The following is a 16,657-nucleotide window of genomic DNA, read 5'->3' on the forward strand; positions in this document are numbered from 1 at the left end:
GACCGGGTGAGTATGACAGCGTCAGGTGATCGGACTACTTCTCGCCTTCTTCGGGCGCCATCTGGTCCGTCACCACTGACGACCCGTCGCCCGCCCACCCCGATCGCGATCAGCCCGAGCCCGTCGAACAGCAGGGCCAGCGAAAGGAAGCAGCCGAGCACATAGAGGCTGCTGTGCGGCCGGTCGAAGAGAACCAGCAGCCCCAGCAACAGCCCGAAGACTCCCTGCAGCAGCGTCCAGCCGAACTGGGGCCGCGTACGACGACGCTGCCGACCAGCCGGAACACGCCTCCGGTGAGGAAGAGCAGCGCGGCGAACATGGTCAGCGCCTCGGCCGTGCCCTCCGGGTGCCGGATGACGACGACCCCCACGGCGATGTTCAGCGCGGCGACCACCACGCCCAGCCAGAAGTAGGCGGTGCCGCGGGCCTGGACCGCGTCAATGAGGCCGACGAGTCCCCCGACGAGCCCCGCGACGACCAGCAGGATGCCGAGCAGGGCGAGCCCGCCGAAGCTCCGGTTCAGCTTCTTGCCCGCGGTCGTGGGTCCTGCCTTCGACGCTCCTCACGGTGCGTGCCTGCTTCGACCCTTCTTGCTCATAGGTTCGAGCCGTACGGATAGCATCCTGCGCATGGACCTAGGGGAGCAGGCGGCACGGACGGAGCCGCGGCTGGAGCACACGGTTGTGGACGGCGTCGCCACGGTTGTCATCAGCAACCCCGCCAAGCGCAACGCCATGACCGCGGACATGTGGCAGGCGCTGCCGGTACTGCTGAAGAGGCTGGAGGCCCGCCCCGGCGTACGCGTTCTCGTGCTCACCGGCGCCGGGGACACCTTCTGTGCCGGTGCGGACATCACCTCGCTCCGGGACCCTGGCGGGCGGCCGCAGGCTCTCGCCGTCCGGGCCGAAGAGGCCCTGGCGGCGTTCCCCCGGCCGACGCTCGCCGCCGTGCGCGGCTACTGCGTGGGAGGCGGCAGCCAGCTCGCAGCCGCCTGCGATCTGCGCTTCGCCGAGAAGGGCGCTTCCTTCGGTGTCACCCCGGCCAAGCTCGGGATCGTCTATCCCTCGTCGTCGACGCGCCGGCTGGTCGCGCTCGTGGGTCCGGCCGCCGCGAAGTTCCTGCTGTTCTCCGGTGAGCTGATCGGGACGGAACGGGCACTGCGCACCGGTCTGGTGGACGAGGTCCTGCCGGAGGGCGGGCTGGAGGACCGGGTACGAGCGTTCGCGCGGGTCCTGGCGTCGCGTTCGCAGCTGACCCAGGCCGCGGCGAAGGAGTTCGCCGACGGCCGCGAGGACCGGGACGCGCACTGGTCTCAGCAGGCACGCGGCAGCGGCGACACCGCCGAGGGGGTCGCCGCCTTCCTGGAGCGCCGCGCTCCCCGCTTCAGCTGTACGACGGGGTCGGAAGGAACAGCGTCTACGTCGTGATGAACCGGCTCTTGGCCCGCCACTCCTCGACCATGGCCGCCGGGGCCTTCTCCGGTGACCCCGCGTCGTAGGGCGGCTGGGGGTCGTACTCGGTCAGCAGCTGGACGGCCTGGGCGTGTTCGTCACCCGCGATCGTGCCGAGCAGGGTGAGGCCCATGTCGATGCCGGAGGAGACCCCGGCGGCGGTGACGTACTTGCCGTCGACGACCACCCGCTCGCCCGTCGGCTCGGCCCCGAAGGTCTTCAGGACGTCGAGGGCGAGCCAGTGCGAGGTGGCACGCCGGCCGGTGAGCAGTCCGGCGGCTCCGAGCAGCAGGGAGCCGGTACATACCGAGGTCGTCCAGGTGCTGCCGGCATCCGCCCTCCGCAGCCAGCCGAGCAGCGCCTCGTTCTCCATCTGGTCGCTCTGCCCGGGGCCTCCGGGGACGATCACCACGTCCGGGGCGGGCACCTCGGCGAGCGTACGGTCGGCGACGAGCGAGAGGCTTCCGCTGTCGTTGCGCACGGCCCCGGGCCGCTCGGAGACGAAGACGGTCTCGGCACCGGGGGCCCTGCTGAGCATCTCGTACGGGCCTACGGCGTCGAGCGCGGTGAAGCGGTCGAAGAGCACGATGGCAATCTGCATGGATGGTCCTTCCGCGGGTGGTGTCATGAGGTGACGGGCTGGGAGCGAAAGCGGCGCCGGTATTCCGCGGGCGCCGTCCCGAGGGCCTTGACGAAGGCACGGCGCATCGCTTCCGGTGTGCCGTAGCCGCTGGCACGAGAGATGCCGGTGACGCCGTCGGCCGTGTCCTCCAGTAGCCGGCGAGCCTGTTCGAGGCGTACGCGCTCGACGTACCGGCCGGGGGTCAGGCCGGTCTCGGCCTGGAAGGCGCGGGCGAAGTGGCGGGGCGAGAGCCTGGCGCGGGCCGCGAGCGCCACCACCGAGAGGTCGGCGTCCGGATGCCCGGTAATCCAGTGCTGGACCTCACGGAGGGGCTCGCGGACGGCGGTCTGCGCGGCGAGATGGGCGCTGAACTGGGCCTGGTTGCCGGGGCGCCGCAGGAATACGACGAGATTGCGGGCGACGGTGAGCGCCACGTCCCGCCCGTGTTCCTCCTCGACCAGGGCGAGCGCGAGGTCGATTCCGGCGGTGACGCCGGCCGACGTCGCCAGGCGTCCGTCGCGTACGAAGATCGGGTCGGGGTCCACGCGTACCGCCGGATACATCCGGGCGAGCGTCTCGCACACGGACCAGTGGGTGGTCACCCGGTGGCCGTCGAGCTGGCCGGCCTCGGCAAGGAGAAGGGCGCCGGTACACACCGACACCAGGTTCCGGGCCCGCGGGGCGTGCGTGCGGAGCCAGCCGACCAGCTCCGGGTCAGGCGTCCTCGTGCCGGCGCCTCCCGGCACGAGGAGCAAATCGGGCCCCGGAGCGTCCGCGAGGGTGCAGTCGGGGACGAGTGTGAGGCCGCTGGAGCAGCGGACCGGCGCTCCGTCGAGTGAGGCGGTGCGCAGGTCGTAGGAGACCCCGGGAGAGCGGGAGGCACCGGCGAAGACCTCCATCGGGCCGCTCACGTCGAGGCTCTGAACGCCGTCGAAGAGGACGACGAGTACTGATCGCTGCTTCATGCCCGCCATCCTGGGCGGACGGCCCGATGACCGCAATGACGAGATCCCCACCTTTCCTGCCATGCGGGCCCCACGGTCCGTCGGTCCTGCCCCTGGACTACCCCACGTACCAACCAGTCGGTAACGTGCAGGCATGAGTACTCTTCCCCCGCGTGCCGGACGCCGCTGTCACAACGCGCTCAATCCGCTGCACTCCTGTGTCTACTTCTCCCCCGACCTCGGCAAGGAGTTCGGGGAGCTCGGCATCGACGACGCGAGCCGGGTCTACTTCGCCGCGCGCGGTGCGGCTCTCGGCGCGGCCGGGGCGGGCACGGTCACCGCGGCCTTCTACAACTTCAACCACGAGCTCGTGGCCCGCCATCTGCCCGCCGTCTGGTCGGACATCACCCCCCAGGGGGCTCTCGGCGCCCGCCTGCGGGCCGCCGACTCGACGCTCCGGCGGGTGCTCGGCGAGGAGGTCCTCGCCTCCCCGGAGATGGCGGAGGCGGCCGGGCTGGCCCTGCGTGCCGCCGAGGCCTGCACCCGCCACGCCCGCCCGCTGTACGCCGCGCACGCGGACCTGGAGGTGCCGGACCAGCCGCATCTGGCTTACTGGCACGCGGCGACGCTGCTGCGCGAGCACCGCGGGGACGGGCACCTGGCCGCGCTGCTCACGGCCGGTCTCGACCCGCTAGAGGCTCTGGTCAGCCATACCGCCACCGGCAAGGGCATGGCGCCGCACTGGATCCTCGCCACCCGCGGCTGGCGACGCGCGGACTGGGACGCGGCGGTGGAGCGTCTGCGTGTCCGGGGTGTGCTGGACGCGGAAGGCGAGCTGACCGACGCGGGCACCGCACTCAGGGCGGAGCTGGAGGAGGCGACGGACCGCATGGACGCCGCACCGTACGAGCACCTGGGCGCCGCACGTGTGGACCGGCTCACCGAACTCGGCCGCGGATTCCTGTTCGCGGCGGCCTCCGCCGGGGCGTTCCCGGATGATCTGGTCGGCAAGGGCTGAGCCCGCACACGTTTACGAGGGGCGGAACCGGCCAGGCGGTAGGCACACCCTACGAAGGAGGCACACCGTGTTCCGTGCGATCGCAAACGCTCTGAGTACCGTCGGATCAGCCGTTGCCACTGTGGTGACTCTGCCCTTCCGGCTCCTGGCCGGCCTTTTCGGTGGCGCATCGCGCAGCGGCAGGACCCGGCGCGCCTGACCGCCCCGTCCGACAGGACGTCGGGGCCGTGATCGACCAGGTCACGCGACACGGCCCCCGGTCACCCGGCACAATGCAGGCGAAGGGGCCCACCCGAGTGTGGACCACCCCAGTGGCACAGCCAGCACAGCCAGTACGAGAAGGCGAGTCGGGAAAACCGTGACGACGTCCATCGAAGGCAGGATCGCCGAGGAGCTCGGCGTACGCGAGCGTCAGGTGAAGGCGGCCGTCGACTTGCTCGACGGCGGGTCGACCGTGCCGTTCATCGCGCGCTACCGCAAGGAAGCGACCGAGATGCTCGACGATGCGCAGCTGCGCACGCTCGAGGAGAGGCTGCGGTATCTGCGGGAACTCGAGGACCGCCGCACGGCGGTCCTCGAGTCCGTACGTGAACAGGGCAAACTCGACGCCGCCCTGGAGGGGCAGATCCGGGCGGCCGACACCAAGGCGCGGCTGGAGGACATCTACCTTCCCTTCAAGCCGAAGCGCCGGACGAAGGCGCAGACGGCGCGCGAAGCGGGCCTGGAGCCCCTGGCCCTCGGGCTGCTCGGCGACCCGTCCATGGACCCGCTCACGGCGGCCGCGGCTTTCGTCGACACCGAGAAGGGTGTGGCGGACCCGGCGGCGGCGCTGGACGGCGCCCGGGCGATCCTGACCGAGCGCTTCTCGGAGGACGCCGATCTGACCGGCGAACTGCGCGAACGCATGTGGTCTCGCGGCAGGGCCGTCGCGAAGGTACGGGAAGGCAAGGAGGAGGCGGGCGCGAAGTTCGCCGACTACTTCGACTTCGCCGAGCCCTTCACCGCACTGCCCTCGCACCGGATCCTCGCGATGCTCCGGGGTGAGAAGGAGGACGTGCTCGACCTCGTCCTGGAGCCGGAGGAACCGTCGGAGCAGCCGGGCCCTTCGTCGTACGAGAACATGATCGCCCGCCGTTTCGGCGTGGCGGACCGCGGCCGGCCCGGGGACAAATGGCTCGGTGACACGGTGCGCTGGGCATGGCGTACCCGAATCCTGGTGCACCTCGGGATCGACCTGCGGCTCCGGTTGCGCACGGCGGCGGAGGACGAGGCCGTACGCGTCTTCGCCTCGAACCTGCGCGATCTGCTGCTCGCCGCGCCGGCCGGCACCCGGGCGACTCTGGGTCTCGACCCCGGTTTCCGTACGGGCGTGAAAGTCGCCGTCGTGGACGCGACGGGAAAGGTCGTCGCGACGGATGTCATCCACCCGCACGTGCCGGCGAACAAGTGGGACCAGTCACTCGCCACGCTGGAGCGTCTCGCCAAGGAGCACCACGTCGATCTGATCGCGATCGGCAACGGCACGGCGTCCCGCGAGACCGACAGGCTCGCAGGTGAACTGTGTGACAAGCACCCTGAGCTGAAGCTGACCAAGGTGATGGTCTCGGAGGCCGGCGCCTCCGTGTACTCGGCGTCGGCCTTCGCCTCGCACGAGCTCCCGGACATGGACGTGTCGTTGCGCGGCGCGGTATCGATCGCGCGCCGGCTGCAGGACCCGCTGGCCGAACTGGTGAAGATCGACCCGAAGTCGATCGGCGTCGGCCAGTACCAGCACGATCTGTCCGAGGTGAAGCTGTCGCGCTCCTTGGACGCGGTGGTCGAGGACTGCGTGAACGGCGTCGGGGTCGACGTCAACACCGCGTCGGCGCCGCTGCTCTCGCGGGTGTCCGGAATCGGATCCGGGCTGGCCGAGAACATCGTGGCCCACCGGGACGCGAACGGCCCGTTCCGCTCCCGCCGCGCGCTCAAGGATGTGGCTCGGCTGGGCCCGAAGGCGTTCGAACAGTGCGCGGGCTTCCTCCGGATCCGGGGTGGCGACGACCCCCTGGACGCGTCGAGTGTTCACCCGGAGGCCTACCCCGTGGTGCGGACGATGGTGAAGCGGACGGGCGGCGATGTCGCCTCGCTGGTCGGCAACTCGGACGTCCTGCGGTCGCTGCGGCCCGACGAATTCGTGAACGAGAAGTTCGGTCTGCCGACGGTGACGGACATCCTGAAGGAGCTGGAGAAGCCGGGCCGGGACCCGCGTCCGGCCTTCCGGACGGCCACGTTCAAGGAAGGCGTCGAGAAGCTCGGCGACCTGGCCCCCGGGATGGTGCTGGAGGGGGTCGTCACGAACGTGGCGGCGTTCGGCGCGTTCGTGGACGTCGGAGTCCACCAGGACGGCCTCGTCCATGTGTCGTCGATGTCGCGGACGTTCGTCAAGGACCCGAGGGATGTGGTGAAGCCCGGCGACATCGTGAAGGTGAAGGTCATGGACGTCGACATCCCGCGCAAACGCGTCTCGCTGACGCTGCGGCTGGACGACGAGGCCGGGGCGGCCCAGGGCGGCGGGCAGGGGCGCCGGCGCGAGAAGTCCGGGCAGGGGCAGGGCGGCGGCGGAGAACGTCCGCCCCGCCAGCGCCAGGGCCAGGGACAGCGCCAGGGGCAAGCCGCCGGCCAGGGGGTCCGTCAGGCCGGCGGCCAGGGCCGTGACCGGCGCGGGGGCGGTGGCCAGGGCGGTGCCCCGCTTCCGGCGGCCGCGCCGGCCAACAGCGCGATGGCGGACGCGTTGCGGCGGGCCGGGCTGAGCGGTTCCGATTCGGGCGGCCGCAAGCGCTGATCCGAGACCGCGGCGGACGGGCGGGGCGGGGCGGCTCGGGTGCCGACGGCACCGACTGCGTCCACTCCTCGTCCGACATCAGGTACGTCGGCTGTGGCTCGGACCGTCCGGCCGGGCCCGTCCCTCCCTCGGGGAGGGACGGGCCCCTCGCGGTCAGCCGGACTCGGTGACCTTGCCGTCCGACACCTCGACGCGGCGGGTCGTCCGGACCCCCTCCAGCATCCGCCGGTCGTGCGTGACCAGCAGCAGCGTCCCTGTGTACGCCTCCAGTGCCGACTCCAGCTGTTCGATCGCCAGCAGATCCAGGTGGTTCGTCGGCTCGTCCAGGACGAGCAGATTGACGCCCCTGCCCTGGAGAAGAGCGAGGCCGGCCCGAGTGCGTTCGCCGGGTGAGAGCGTGGTCGCGGGGCGCAGGACATGGGCCGCTCGCAGGCCGAATTTGGCGAGCAGAGTGCGCACCTCGGCCGGCTCGGTGTCGGGGACGGCCGCGCAGAAGGCGTCCAGCAGGCTCTCCGTGCCGTGGAACAGTTTGCGGGCCTGGTCGACTTCGCCCACCACGACGCCCGCGCCGAGCGTGGCGTGGCCCGCGTCGAGCGGAAGCCTGCCGAGCAGGGCGGCGAGCAGCGTGGACTTGCCTGCCCCGTTGGGGCCGGTGACGGCGACCCGGTCTGCCCAGTCGATCTGCAGGGTGGCCGGGCCGAAGGAGAAGCCCCCGCGGACGACGGCGGCGTCGCGGAGGGTGGCGACGACCGATCCGGAGCGCGGTGCGGAGGCGATCTCCATCCGCAGCTCCCACTCCTTGCGGGGTTCCTCGACGACGTCGAGGCGCTCGATCATGCGCTGGGTCTGCTTGGCCTTCGCGGCCTGCTTCTCGCTGGCCTCGCTGCGGAACTTGCGACCGATCTTGTCGTTGTCGGTGGCCTTGCGGCGGGCGTTCTTGACACCCTTTTCCATCCAGCCCCGCTGCATCTGGGCGCGTCCCTCGAGTGAGGAGCGCTTGTCGGCGTACTCCTCGAACTCCTCGCGGGCGTGTGCGCGGGCGCGCTCACGCTCCTCCAGGTAGGAGGCGTAGCCGCCGCCGTACAGATTGATCTCCTGCTGGACGAGATCGAGTTCCAGGACCTTGGTGACGGTGCGCATCAGGAATTCTCGGTCGTGGCTGACGACGACGGTGCCGGCCCGCAGGCCCGACACGAAGCGCTCCAGGCGCTCCAGACCGTCGAGGTCCAGGTCGTTGGTGGGTTCGTCGAGCAGGAAGACGTCGTAACGCGAGAGCAGGAGCGAGGCCAGGCCGGCGCGGGCCGCCTGGCCGCCGGAGAGCGCGGTCATCGGCAGGTCGAGGCCGACGGTGAGGCCGAGGTCGGCGGCCACCTCCTCCGCCCGCTCGTCCAGGTCGGCGCCACCGAGGGCGAGCCAGCGCTCCAGGGTGTCGGAGTACGCGTCATCGGCGCCGGGCGCCCCGTCGACCAGTGCCTGGGTCGCGGAGTCCATCGCGGCCTGGGCCTCGGCGACCCCGGTGCGGCGGGCGAGGAACTCCCGTACGGACTCCCCCGCCCGGCGCTCGGGCTCCTGCGGGAGGTGTCCGACGGTGGCGGTGGGCGGGGAGAGCCGGAGCTCGCCCTCCTCCGGCCGGTCGAGCCCGGCGAGCAGCCGGAGCAGCGAGGATTTACCGGCGCCGTTGGCTCCGACGAGACCGATCACGTCGCCGGGCGCGACGACGAGGTCGAGTCCGGCGAAGAGGGTTCGGTCACCGTGCCCGGCGGCGAGTTCCTTGGCGACGAGAGTGGCAGTCATCAGGGTCCCGATCCTAACGAACCTCCGGCGGCCGTCTCTCCGCCGGACCATGGGTGGGGCCATGGCCCGTTCCGCTTCCCGGCGGGCTCGAGACGATACGGCGACAGCAGCAGGGGGGAGCGCGACGGCGGACGTGATCGTGGTGGGTGGCGGGGTCAGCGGGCAGACCACGGCGCTGCTGCCGGCTGAGCGCGGCCGGCGGGTGCGGGTCCGGTCCGGCGCCCCGGCCACGGGCTGGTGGTGGGCGGGGTGGCGGAGGTGGACGAACCGCGTACCGAGCCCGGCCCGCGAACGGCCGAGGACATCGTCGCGCGGTGTGCGCGTATACGGCCTGGGACGGCGGGGGCGCGTCATCGGCCACCGGGTACGGCTGCGGCCGGCCCGGGACGGCCGGGGGTGCGCGTCGAGGCGCAGGAGTTGCCGGGCGGCGGACTGCCGAGGGGGCGACTACGGGCACGGCGGCGTCCGACTGGCGGTGGCCCGGGGCTGCTCACGGGCCACGGCCCAGCTGGTGGGCTGAGCCGCGGCGACCTGACCGGGACGAGGCCTGCGCGGAGGAACAGGAGGGAGCCGGACCGGGGCACCGGATCAGCCCTGCGGGTTCTCCTTGTGCCGGTCGTCGCTGGTGACCTCCGCCGGACCGGGACCGATCCGGATCTCGAAATCCCCGTCGTACCTGGCGTGTCCCTGGATGACCGCGGTTTCGACGGCCTCCACGCCGAACTCCCTGCGAACGATCATCGGGTCGTGCCGCAGGTCCCTCATGAGGGAGACGCACATGCCGATCATGACGATGGTGAAGGGTGCGGCCACCAGGATGGTCAGATTCTGCAGACCTGCCAGCGCGTCGCCCTGGCCGTTGCCGATGAGCAGCATCACCGCCGCCACGGCGCCGGTGACGACGCCCCAGAAGATCACGACCCACTTCGCGGGTTCGAGGACGCCCTTCTGGGAGAGCGTGCCCATCACGATTGACGCGGCGTCGGCGCCCGAGACGAAGAAGATGCCGACCAGGACCATCACCAGGATGCTCATGAGGGTCGCGACCGGGAACTGCTGGAGTACGCCGAAGAGCTGTGCCTCCGGGGTGTCGCCTACGCCTGCGAGCTGTCCCGCCTCTTCCAGCCGGATAGCCGACCCGCCGAAGACGGCGAACCAGACCAGACTGACAGTGCTGGGCACCAGGATCACGCCGCCGACGAACTGACGGATCGTCCGGCCCCGGCTGATCCTGGCGATGAACATGCCGACGAAGGGCGTCCACGAGATCCACCACGCCCAGTAGAAGACCGTCCAGCTGGCGAGCCACTCGGCCACTCTCCCCTTTCCGGTGGCCTCGGTGCGCCCGGCGAGCTGGGCGAGGTCACCGAAGTACGCGGCGACGGAGGTGGGCAGCAGATCCAGCACGATGATGGTGGGCCCCGCGATGAAGACGAAGATCACCAGGATCAGGGCCAGCACCATATTGATGTTGGACAGCCACTGGATGCCCTTCTCGACTCCGGACACGGCGGAGGCGACAAAGGCGACCGTCAGCACGGCGATGATCGCGACCAGGAGCCCGGTGCCGGTCTTCTCCATCCAGTCGAGCTCCTGGAAACCGCTGCCGATCTGGAGCGCGCCGAGCCCCAGCGAGGCAGCGGATCCGAACAGGGTCGCGAAGATGGCGAGGATGTCGATGACGCGGCCGAGGGGTCCGTGGGCACGCTCCTCACCGATGAGCGGGACGAAGACCGAGCTGATCGTCTGCCTTCTGTGCCGGCGGTAGGCGCTGTACGCGATGGCGAGCCCGACGACGGCGTAGATCGCCCAGGGGTGCAGGGTCCAGTGGAACAGGGTGGTGGCCATGGCCGCCTGCAGCGCCTCGGCGGCGGACGTGGGATGGGTGCCGGGCGGTGGATTGACGAAGTGGGCGAGCGGCTCACTGACGCCGTAGAACATCAGGCCGATTCCCATGCCGGCGCTGAACATCATCGCGACCCAGGAGACCGTACGGAACTCGGGTTCTTCACCCTCCTGTCCGAGCGAAATCTTCCCGTAACGGCTGATCGCGAGCCAGAGGGCGAAGACCACGAAACCGGAGGCCGCCAGCATGAAGGCCCAGCCACCGTTGTGGATGAGCCCGTTGAGCAGCTTGCTGGAGAAGTCCTCCAACGAGTCGGTGGCCGTGGAACCCCAGACCACGAAGGCGACGGTGAGCACCGCCGTGACGCCGAAGACCACCCGGTCGGTCGTTGGGCGCCGGCCGTGATGCGGCTCGGCGGGTAGATCGGCCGTGACCGGGAGATAGTCTCCCCGCCCGCCCGGATCCTGCTCGTCGTGTGACACAAGTGGCACCTTTCACGCAGTGCGAAATTCGCTCTTCGTAGGCAGTACCACACGCGGTGTACATCTCGGCGGATCAACAAGCCGTTCCGGCTTGACCGTTTGCGAGCCGATATGTCGCGTGATCGTGGTGCGATCATCCGTCCGACTGCCTGGACCAGGCGGTTAGGCTGACGGCGTTCGTGCCGAACCCGCCAGTTCCAGCCGCTCCCAGCCGGGACGCGCGTGTACGAGGAGCGACTCTTGCCCGACCCGAACTCCGATCCGACATGTGACACCCGGCCCACCCTGGAGGCCGTGGCCGCCCGTGCCGGTGTGTCAAGGGCGACGGCGTCCCGTGTCGTCAACGGCGGTGCGGGGGTGCGGCAGCCCCTCGTGGACCAGGTACGCAGGGCGGTCGACGAGCTCGGCTACATCCCGAACCACGCGGCGCGGACGCTGGTCACGCGGCGCAACGGCGCGGTGGCCGTGATCATCGACGAGCCCGAGTTCCGGATCTTCTCCGACCCGTTCTTCTCCCGCCAGATCCGCGGGATCAGCCGCGAGCTCAACGCCTACGACGCGCAGCTGGTCCTGCTCCTGGTGGAGGGCAGCGGGGACTTCGACCGGGTCACCCGCTATCTGGCAGGGGGGCATGTGGACGGTGTGCTGGCCTTCTCGCTGCACACGGACGACGAACTGCCCGCGATCCTCCGGCGGTTCCGGGTCCCCACGGTCTACGGGGGCCGCCCGGATCACCCGGCGGCCGGCGGGGACGCACCGCAGGTGCCCTACGTCGACTGCGACAACCGGGGCGGGGCCCGCGAGGCCGTACGCCATTTGGTCTCGCTCGGCCGACGGCGCATCGCGCACATCGCCGGGCCCCGCGACCAGACGTCGGCACTCGACCGGATCGACGGGTATCACGACGTGCTGCCGGACGCAGGAGGGGAACTCGTCGCGGACGGCGACTTCACCGCGGAGGGCGGGGCCCGGGCCATGGCGGATCTGCTGGACGCCCACCCCGGTCTCGACGCCGTCTTCGTGTCCAACGACCTGATGGCGTCGGGTGCCCTGAGGGTGCTGCGGGAGCGGGGCGTCCGGGTGCCGGAGGACGTGGCCGTGGTCGGGTTCGACGACATGGTGTCGGTGGCGGAGGCCGCCGTACCGCCGCTCACGACGGTCCGTCAGGATGTCGAGGGAATGGGACGGCTGATGGTACGGCTGCTGATGGAACGGCTGAACAGCGACAGGGGGGCCTGGCCCGAGTCCGTGATCACTCCGACCGAACTGGTCCGCCGTGCCTCGGCCTGATCCCCCTGCCGGCCGGGCGGGCCCGCCACCTGGCCTGCGAGCCACGGGCCCGCAGAGGATCAGCCCGGCCGCCTTCGACCGGCCCGCCACTCCGCTCGTGCCGACCTGGCGAGCGGCAGGTAGCGCAGCCGCTCCGGGAGCAGCGGCACGATCCGCCGGACCACGGCGCCGAAGCGCCGTAGACGCCGTTCCTGCTCGGGGGTCCAGTCGAGCCCGATGGCCTCGCGGGCGTCCGGCGGCATCAGCCCGACGGTGATGAAACTCCGGAACCGCGCCAGCGGCGGGAACAGCACGGGCCACAGCGCCTTCAGGAGCAGCCGCAGAACGAGCGGCCCCCGGTCGGGCGGCGGTACGGGAATGTCCGTGTCCACCAGTTCCCGTACGACGGCGGTGGCCTCCACCTCGTCGGCCAGCATCTTGCGGTAGTACGGCCAGAACTCCTCTATCGTCTGCGGCATGTCCCGGTCGTGGATGCCCAGGATCCGGCCGACCTGGAGCCACTCGCGGTACAGGGCGCGTTCCTGCGCCTCGGTGAGCGGCCGCACCAGATAGCGCGACGCGTGCTGGTAGACGGGGAACCCGGTGGCGTGCACCCACGCGTAGTTCGCGGGTGTGAGCGCGTGGTAGCGGCGGCCCCGGGTGTCGGTCCCCTGGATCGTGCGGTGCAGCTTCCTGAGCCTGCGTCCCTCCTCCACGGCGGCCTCCCCTCCGTACACCCAGAGCTGGAGCGAGCTCAGGGAGCGCTCGCCGCGCCCCCAGGGGTCCGTACGGAAAACCGAGTGGTCGTCGACTCCGGCGCCGACGGCGGGATGGGCGACCTGGAGGGTCAGCGCGGCGGGCAGCATCAGCAGTCCGCGGATGTCGCCGGTAAGGCTCCACAGGACGCCGCCCGGCGGGGGCGGTGCGGGCTCTCCTGCGCTGGTCATGCGGGTGCTCCCAAGGGTCGGCGGGCGGCCGGATCGGTGCCGGGCCCGTGTGTGTTCCAGTATGCGATCACGAGCGCGCCCCCGACCCGCAGGGGCGACGGGAGCAGCTTCACGAGCACCCGTACCAGCCGGGCGAAGCGGCGCGGGGCGCGTTCCTCGTGAGGGCCCGGTCCAGGCCGAGGCGCTCGCGCAGCACTGCGGTCGGGTGCTGACAGTGACCGGAGGGTAGTGCGCGGCCTTGGCTCCGGGCAGAGGGCTTCGGGGAGCCGACGGATCGGTACCTCCTTCCGCCTACGGCGACGAGACGGTCAGCGAAAGGCTGGAGCTCAGCCCGACGGCCCCGGGCGTCCTGGCCGACTGCGCCGCCCACAAACAACACGCCCCAGCCGCTGCCACGGGCGGCACGGAGGCCGGAGTTCCTGTCCATGGGGCCCCTTCTTCGAATCTGTGTCAGCAGTGTTGACGCACCTCGTGAAACACGTCAATAGTATTTGTAACTTTGACTCGCAGTGCAGGAGGGGCCGTCACGTTCCCTATGCCGCGGTGAGTGGACGTCCGCCACACCGGCCTCACCGCCGGCCACGCACGTGAACGGCCGTATTCACAGAGACAGAGGAGGTTGCACACCATGGGCCGCTACAGCAGACTGCGCGAGATTCGCCGGATGGATCCGGCTCGGGACTGCGCGGAGATACTCCGGTTGATGTCCCAGTACGAGTTCCCGTGGGACTACCGGCAGGGCATCAGTGTCGCCTTCCTGCGCGACTACGGCGTGCCGAGGATCTCCGTACTTCTCGATCGAACCCAGGAGTTCGAGCGCAACGGTCAGAAACGCTATGACGACACCGTCCTGTTCGGATACGAGATGGCGGCCGACGGCTTCGACTCGGAACGCGCCCGGGCCGCGGCCCGCCATCTCAACCGGATACACGGCAAGTACCGCATCCCGAACGAGGACTACCTCTATGTGCTGGCCACCACGGTCGTCGGCCCCAAACGCTGGATCGACCGGTTCGGATGGCGCCCCCTGTGCGCTCAGGAGGCGGGGGCGCTGGCGGAGGCGGGGCGGCGGATGGCCTCCATGATGGGCATCGAAGGCGTCCCCGACACCTACGAGGGATTCGAGAAGCTGCTCGACTCCTACGAAGACCGGATGTTCGCCTACGACCCGGCGAACCGCCGGGTCGCCAACGCCACCTTCAGGGTCATGGCCGCCTGGTACCCGGCCCCGCTGCGGCCCCTGGTGGCCAGTTTCTCGCTCGCTCTGCTGGACGAGCCACTGCTGCGGGCGCTGGGCTTCCCGGCCCAGCCACGGTGGGTCCGGGCGGCGGCCGTGCGCCTGGTGCGCGCCCGGTCGCGCGGCGTACGGCTGCTGCCCGCCCGGCCCCGGTGGCTGCCCTCCCGCCCCCGGCCGCGCAGCTACCCCTTCGGATACCAGCTCGATGACCTCGGTCCGCACTGGGCGCAGAACCGTCCGCTGGAACCTCTGCCCCTGGAGTAGCCATGACGACCGGAACGGATCGTACGGCGCACGGCATCGAGGACATCCGCGCCGCGGTGCCACGGGCCGGAAGCGCCGGCCGGGTCCGGGCCGCGCTCGGGGCGCGCGGACGGCGCGCCGCACGGCTGGGGCGAAAGCACCACCTTGCCCTTCGCGCCCGCCGGGTGCCGGGCAGGCGTCGAGTGTCCTCCGGCCTGCTGTCGCAGGACTGCGGGCCTCTGCGGCGCCGCGCTCGGTCACCGTACGGCGGTTCGCACCGGGGGCGGACCTGACGTCGTTCGCGACGCCCCGGGAGATGGCCGTCCGAACGGTCCAGCCGGGCAGGAAGCGCACGCCCGGTGCTGAGGGCGGTCACGCGGCGTTGAGCAGTGGCACCAGATAGCGGCGGGCGAAGGCGCGCACCTGCTCGTCGTCGTCCAGCTCGAAGCAGCTCAACGGGTTGAGGAGGAAGGAGACGGTGATCCGCACCATCAGTTCGGCGACCGGTGTCGGGTCCGTCTCCGGCCGCCCTTCGGCGCGCTGGGCGTGGCGGAGCCGGCCGGCCAGATATTCGCGCATCGCGAGAAAGGCGGGGCCGCTCTCCAGCGTGAGGAAGGGGAGCATGATCTCCGGCTCCAGCCGCAGCAGTCCGCCCACCAGCGGGTGTTCCCGGATGTGCTTGAGGACGGCGACGAAGCCGGCGACGAGCCGGTCCTCCATGGTGGGCAGTGCGGCCACAGCCTCGTCCACGTCCACCACGAATCTGCGGTATTCCCGCAGCAGGCAGGCGGAGACCAAGCTGTCCTTGTTGCCGATCCGCCGGTACACGGTGACCCGCGAGACCTTGGCACGCTTGGCCACGTCGTCCACCGTCGAGCGGCGCAGCCCGAAAGTCATGAACTGCTCGCGTGCCGCGTCCAGGATCTGTTCGGTCAGCGCGTCGGACGGCGGCGTCTCGACGAGCGCCCTGGCCAACAGTGTCTCTTTGTCACCCGGTGCCGCCATGGACCCTCCCCGTCGTTTCGCAATCACTCAACCATATCGACAACGCAACAGTGAGACTTAATTCATCCCTTTGTAACTCCCCCGTCCGGAGGCCAGCCATGTCCGCCGCCCGCGCCCTCCAAGCGGTCGCTCCCTCCGAGCAGCGGGCATTCACCACCTCCCGGCGGACTTCGGCCGGCCCTGTGCGTGCCCGGCGGAGTCTTACGGGGGCTCGGGCGACGGGATGACGGATGCATGCCACGTTCGAGTGCGCACGGCTGCTGGTCTTCGACGTGACGGCAGCCTGCGACGCCGAACCGGAGACGCCGGAAGGCGGCGGAAGGCGGCGGAAGGCTGCGGTGGCGACGGTGCGTGCTACGGCCGGCGGAGCACCCCCGCGGGGGCGGCACTCAACCGAAGTCGTACACCGTCACCTCGATGCCGCGGCTCACCAAGCGGTCGGTGATGAGAGGTTCGACCCTGGACCAGGTGCCGCCCGCCAGCCCACAGCCGATCCGCGGCATGTGGACGGAGGCCTCCAGCTCGGCGGCCTCGGCGGCCACCTTCTCCAGACCGGCGCCGATCGCCTCGTAACGCACCGGCACTCCCTTGCTGCCGGTGCGTATCCCCCGCTGGCCCACCACGTTCGCCACCCACATGTACCGTTCGACCTGGACGAACTGCGCGGCTCCCAGCCCGAAGTCGTTGCCCGCGCGCTCGCGGTACCAGCGGCGGTACGCGGTCTCCGGCCCGGGCCAGCGGCGTGACAGGGCCAGGACGAAGCCCTTGCCCCAGCCACCCAGGTCGTTGCAGCAGTGCGCGATCAGCTTGACGCCCTTGCCCTGGGGGCTGGTGGCGTCGCCTTGTACGTAGGTGATCCCCGGCATGCCCTCACGGTACGTGCGCCCACTGACACGTAGCCGGTGCTGCCGGTCCAGGCGGTCCGGCCGAATCCGGGCAGCGTCAACAGGTGGCCCCCTTCCCGCGGTACCGGTGTCG

At 70.9% G+C, this 16,657-nt stretch carries 13 protein-coding genes and 2 pseudogenes; 7 read left to right on the forward strand and 8 right to left on the reverse strand.

What is annotated here, in order from left to right:
• Positions 1 to 34 precede the first annotated feature (34 nt).
• Positions 35 to 523: pseudogene (locus ACWD04_RS25370) on the reverse strand (HdeD family acid-resistance protein).
• Positions 524 to 629: 106 nt separating this feature from the next.
• Between ACWD04_RS25370 and ACWD04_RS25375 the strand changes: the two are divergent.
• Positions 630 to 1,427 (forward strand): enoyl-CoA hydratase/isomerase family protein, encoded by a 798-nt coding sequence (locus tag ACWD04_RS25375; RefSeq protein ID WP_451135600.1) that lies wholly within the window; start codon positions 630 to 632, stop codon positions 1,425 to 1,427.
• Here ACWD04_RS25375 and ACWD04_RS25380 read toward each other — a convergent pair.
• Complete coding sequence (locus ACWD04_RS25380; protein WP_451135602.1) at positions 1,417 to 2,052, reverse strand: DJ-1/PfpI family protein; 636 nt, start codon at positions 2,050 to 2,052, stop codon at positions 1,417 to 1,419. The two genes, ACWD04_RS25375 and ACWD04_RS25380, sit on opposite strands and share 11 nt — an antisense overlap.
• 23 nt (positions 2,053 to 2,075) lie before the next feature.
• Positions 2,076 to 3,038 carry a GlxA family transcriptional regulator gene (locus ACWD04_RS25385; protein WP_451135604.1) on the reverse strand — a complete coding sequence of 321 codons (963 nt, stop codon included), beginning with the start codon at positions 3,036 to 3,038 and terminating at the stop codon, positions 2,076 to 2,078.
• A gap of 133 nt (positions 3,039 to 3,171) precedes the next feature.
• Here ACWD04_RS25385 and ACWD04_RS25390 point away from each other — a divergent pair, with 133 nt between their 5' ends.
• From ACWD04_RS25390 to ACWD04_RS25400, 3 genes are all read left to right on the forward strand, one after another.
• The gene (locus ACWD04_RS25390; RefSeq protein WP_451135606.1) at positions 3,172 to 4,035 is read left to right on the forward strand and encodes an SCO6745 family protein; all 864 of its coding nucleotides are present in this window, start codon (positions 3,172 to 3,174) and stop codon (positions 4,033 to 4,035) included.
• A gap of 67 nt (positions 4,036 to 4,102) precedes the next feature.
• Positions 4,103 to 4,234 (forward strand): LPFR motif small protein, encoded by a 132-nt coding sequence (locus ACWD04_RS25395; protein WP_274383015.1) that lies wholly within the window; start codon positions 4,103 to 4,105, stop codon positions 4,232 to 4,234.
• Positions 4,235 to 4,393: 159 nt separating this feature from the next.
• Positions 4,394 to 6,856, forward strand: a complete 2,463-nt coding sequence (locus ACWD04_RS25400; RefSeq protein ID WP_451135609.1) for a Tex family protein — start codon at positions 4,394 to 4,396, stop codon at positions 6,854 to 6,856.
• A gap of 153 nt (positions 6,857 to 7,009) precedes the next feature.
• Here the strand turns inward: ACWD04_RS25400 and ACWD04_RS25405 are convergent, their stop codons facing one another.
• On the reverse strand, positions 7,010 to 8,650 hold the full coding sequence (locus tag ACWD04_RS25405; protein WP_451135611.1) for an ABC-F family ATP-binding cassette domain-containing protein: 1,641 nt from the start codon (positions 8,648 to 8,650) through the stop codon (positions 7,010 to 7,012).
• A gap of 219 nt (positions 8,651 to 8,869) precedes the next feature.
• Between ACWD04_RS25405 and ACWD04_RS25410 the strand changes: the two are divergent.
• Positions 8,870 to 9,170: pseudogene (locus tag ACWD04_RS25410) on the forward strand (amino acid oxidase); the annotation flags it as partial.
• A gap of 68 nt (positions 9,171 to 9,238) precedes the next feature.
• Here ACWD04_RS25410 and ACWD04_RS25415 read toward each other — a convergent pair.
• Positions 9,239 to 10,978 (reverse strand): BCCT family transporter, encoded by a 1,740-nt coding sequence (locus tag ACWD04_RS25415; RefSeq protein ID WP_451135613.1) that lies wholly within the window; start codon positions 10,976 to 10,978, stop codon positions 9,239 to 9,241.
• A 240-nt stretch (positions 10,979 to 11,218) separates the two neighbouring features.
• On the opposite strand from ACWD04_RS25415, the gene ACWD04_RS25420 reads away from it, so the two are divergent.
• On the forward strand, positions 11,219 to 12,268 hold the full coding sequence (locus ACWD04_RS25420) for a LacI family DNA-binding transcriptional regulator (protein ID WP_451135615.1): 1,050 nt from the start codon (positions 11,219 to 11,221) through the stop codon (positions 12,266 to 12,268).
• Between the two features lie 59 nt (positions 12,269 to 12,327).
• Here ACWD04_RS25420 and ACWD04_RS25425 read toward each other — a convergent pair whose 3' ends face one another.
• A complete protein-coding gene (locus tag ACWD04_RS25425) occupies positions 12,328 to 13,194 on the reverse strand; it encodes an oxygenase MpaB family protein (RefSeq protein ID WP_451135617.1) in 867 nt (288 codons plus the stop codon).
• 628 nt (positions 13,195 to 13,822) lie between these two features.
• Here ACWD04_RS25425 and ACWD04_RS25430 point away from each other — a divergent pair.
• Entirely contained in the window at positions 13,823 to 14,695 is an 873-nt protein-coding gene (locus ACWD04_RS25430; RefSeq protein WP_451135619.1) for an oxygenase MpaB family protein, read from the forward strand.
• A gap of 351 nt (positions 14,696 to 15,046) precedes the next feature.
• On the opposite strand, the gene ACWD04_RS25435 is transcribed toward ACWD04_RS25430, so the two are convergent.
• Positions 15,047 to 15,679, reverse strand: a complete 633-nt coding sequence (locus ACWD04_RS25435; protein ID WP_451135621.1) for a TetR/AcrR family transcriptional regulator — start codon at positions 15,677 to 15,679, stop codon at positions 15,047 to 15,049.
• Between the two features lie 389 nt (positions 15,680 to 16,068).
• Entirely contained in the window at positions 16,069 to 16,545 is a 477-nt protein-coding gene (locus tag ACWD04_RS25440) for a macro domain-containing protein (protein ID WP_451135623.1), read from the reverse strand.
• Positions 16,546 to 16,657 lie beyond the last annotated feature (112 nt).

The organism is Streptomyces sp. NPDC002911 (genome assembly GCF_053591835.1).

Bases quoted from the DNA above. Each gene is read 5' to 3' on its own strand.
- ACWD04_RS25430 (WP_451135619.1), top strand. From the start codon at position 13,823: ATGGGCCGCTACAGCAGACTGCGCGAGATTCGCCGGATGGATCCGGCT.
- ACWD04_RS25380 (WP_451135602.1), bottom strand. From the start codon at position 2,052: ATGCAGATTGCCATCGTGCTCTTCGACCGCTTCACCGCGCTCGACGCC.
- ACWD04_RS25390 (WP_451135606.1), top strand. From the start codon at position 3,172: ATGAGTACTCTTCCCCCGCGTGCCGGACGCCGCTGTCACAACGCGCTC.
- ACWD04_RS25405 (WP_451135611.1), bottom strand. From the start codon at position 8,650: ATGACTGCCACTCTCGTCGCCAAGGAACTCGCCGCCGGGCACGGTGAC.
- ACWD04_RS25425 (WP_451135617.1), bottom strand. From the start codon at position 13,194: ATGACCAGCGCAGGAGAGCCCGCACCGCCCCCGCCGGGCGGCGTCCTG.
- ACWD04_RS25385 (WP_451135604.1), bottom strand. From the start codon at position 3,038: ATGAAGCAGCGATCAGTACTCGTCGTCCTCTTCGACGGCGTTCAGAGC.
- ACWD04_RS25375 (WP_451135600.1), top strand. From the start codon at position 630: ATGGACCTAGGGGAGCAGGCGGCACGGACGGAGCCGCGGCTGGAGCAC.
- ACWD04_RS25435 (WP_451135621.1), bottom strand. From the start codon at position 15,679: ATGGCGGCACCGGGTGACAAAGAGACACTGTTGGCCAGGGCGCTCGTC.
- ACWD04_RS25440 (WP_451135623.1), bottom strand. From the start codon at position 16,545: ATGCCGGGGATCACCTACGTACAAGGCGACGCCACCAGCCCCCAGGGC.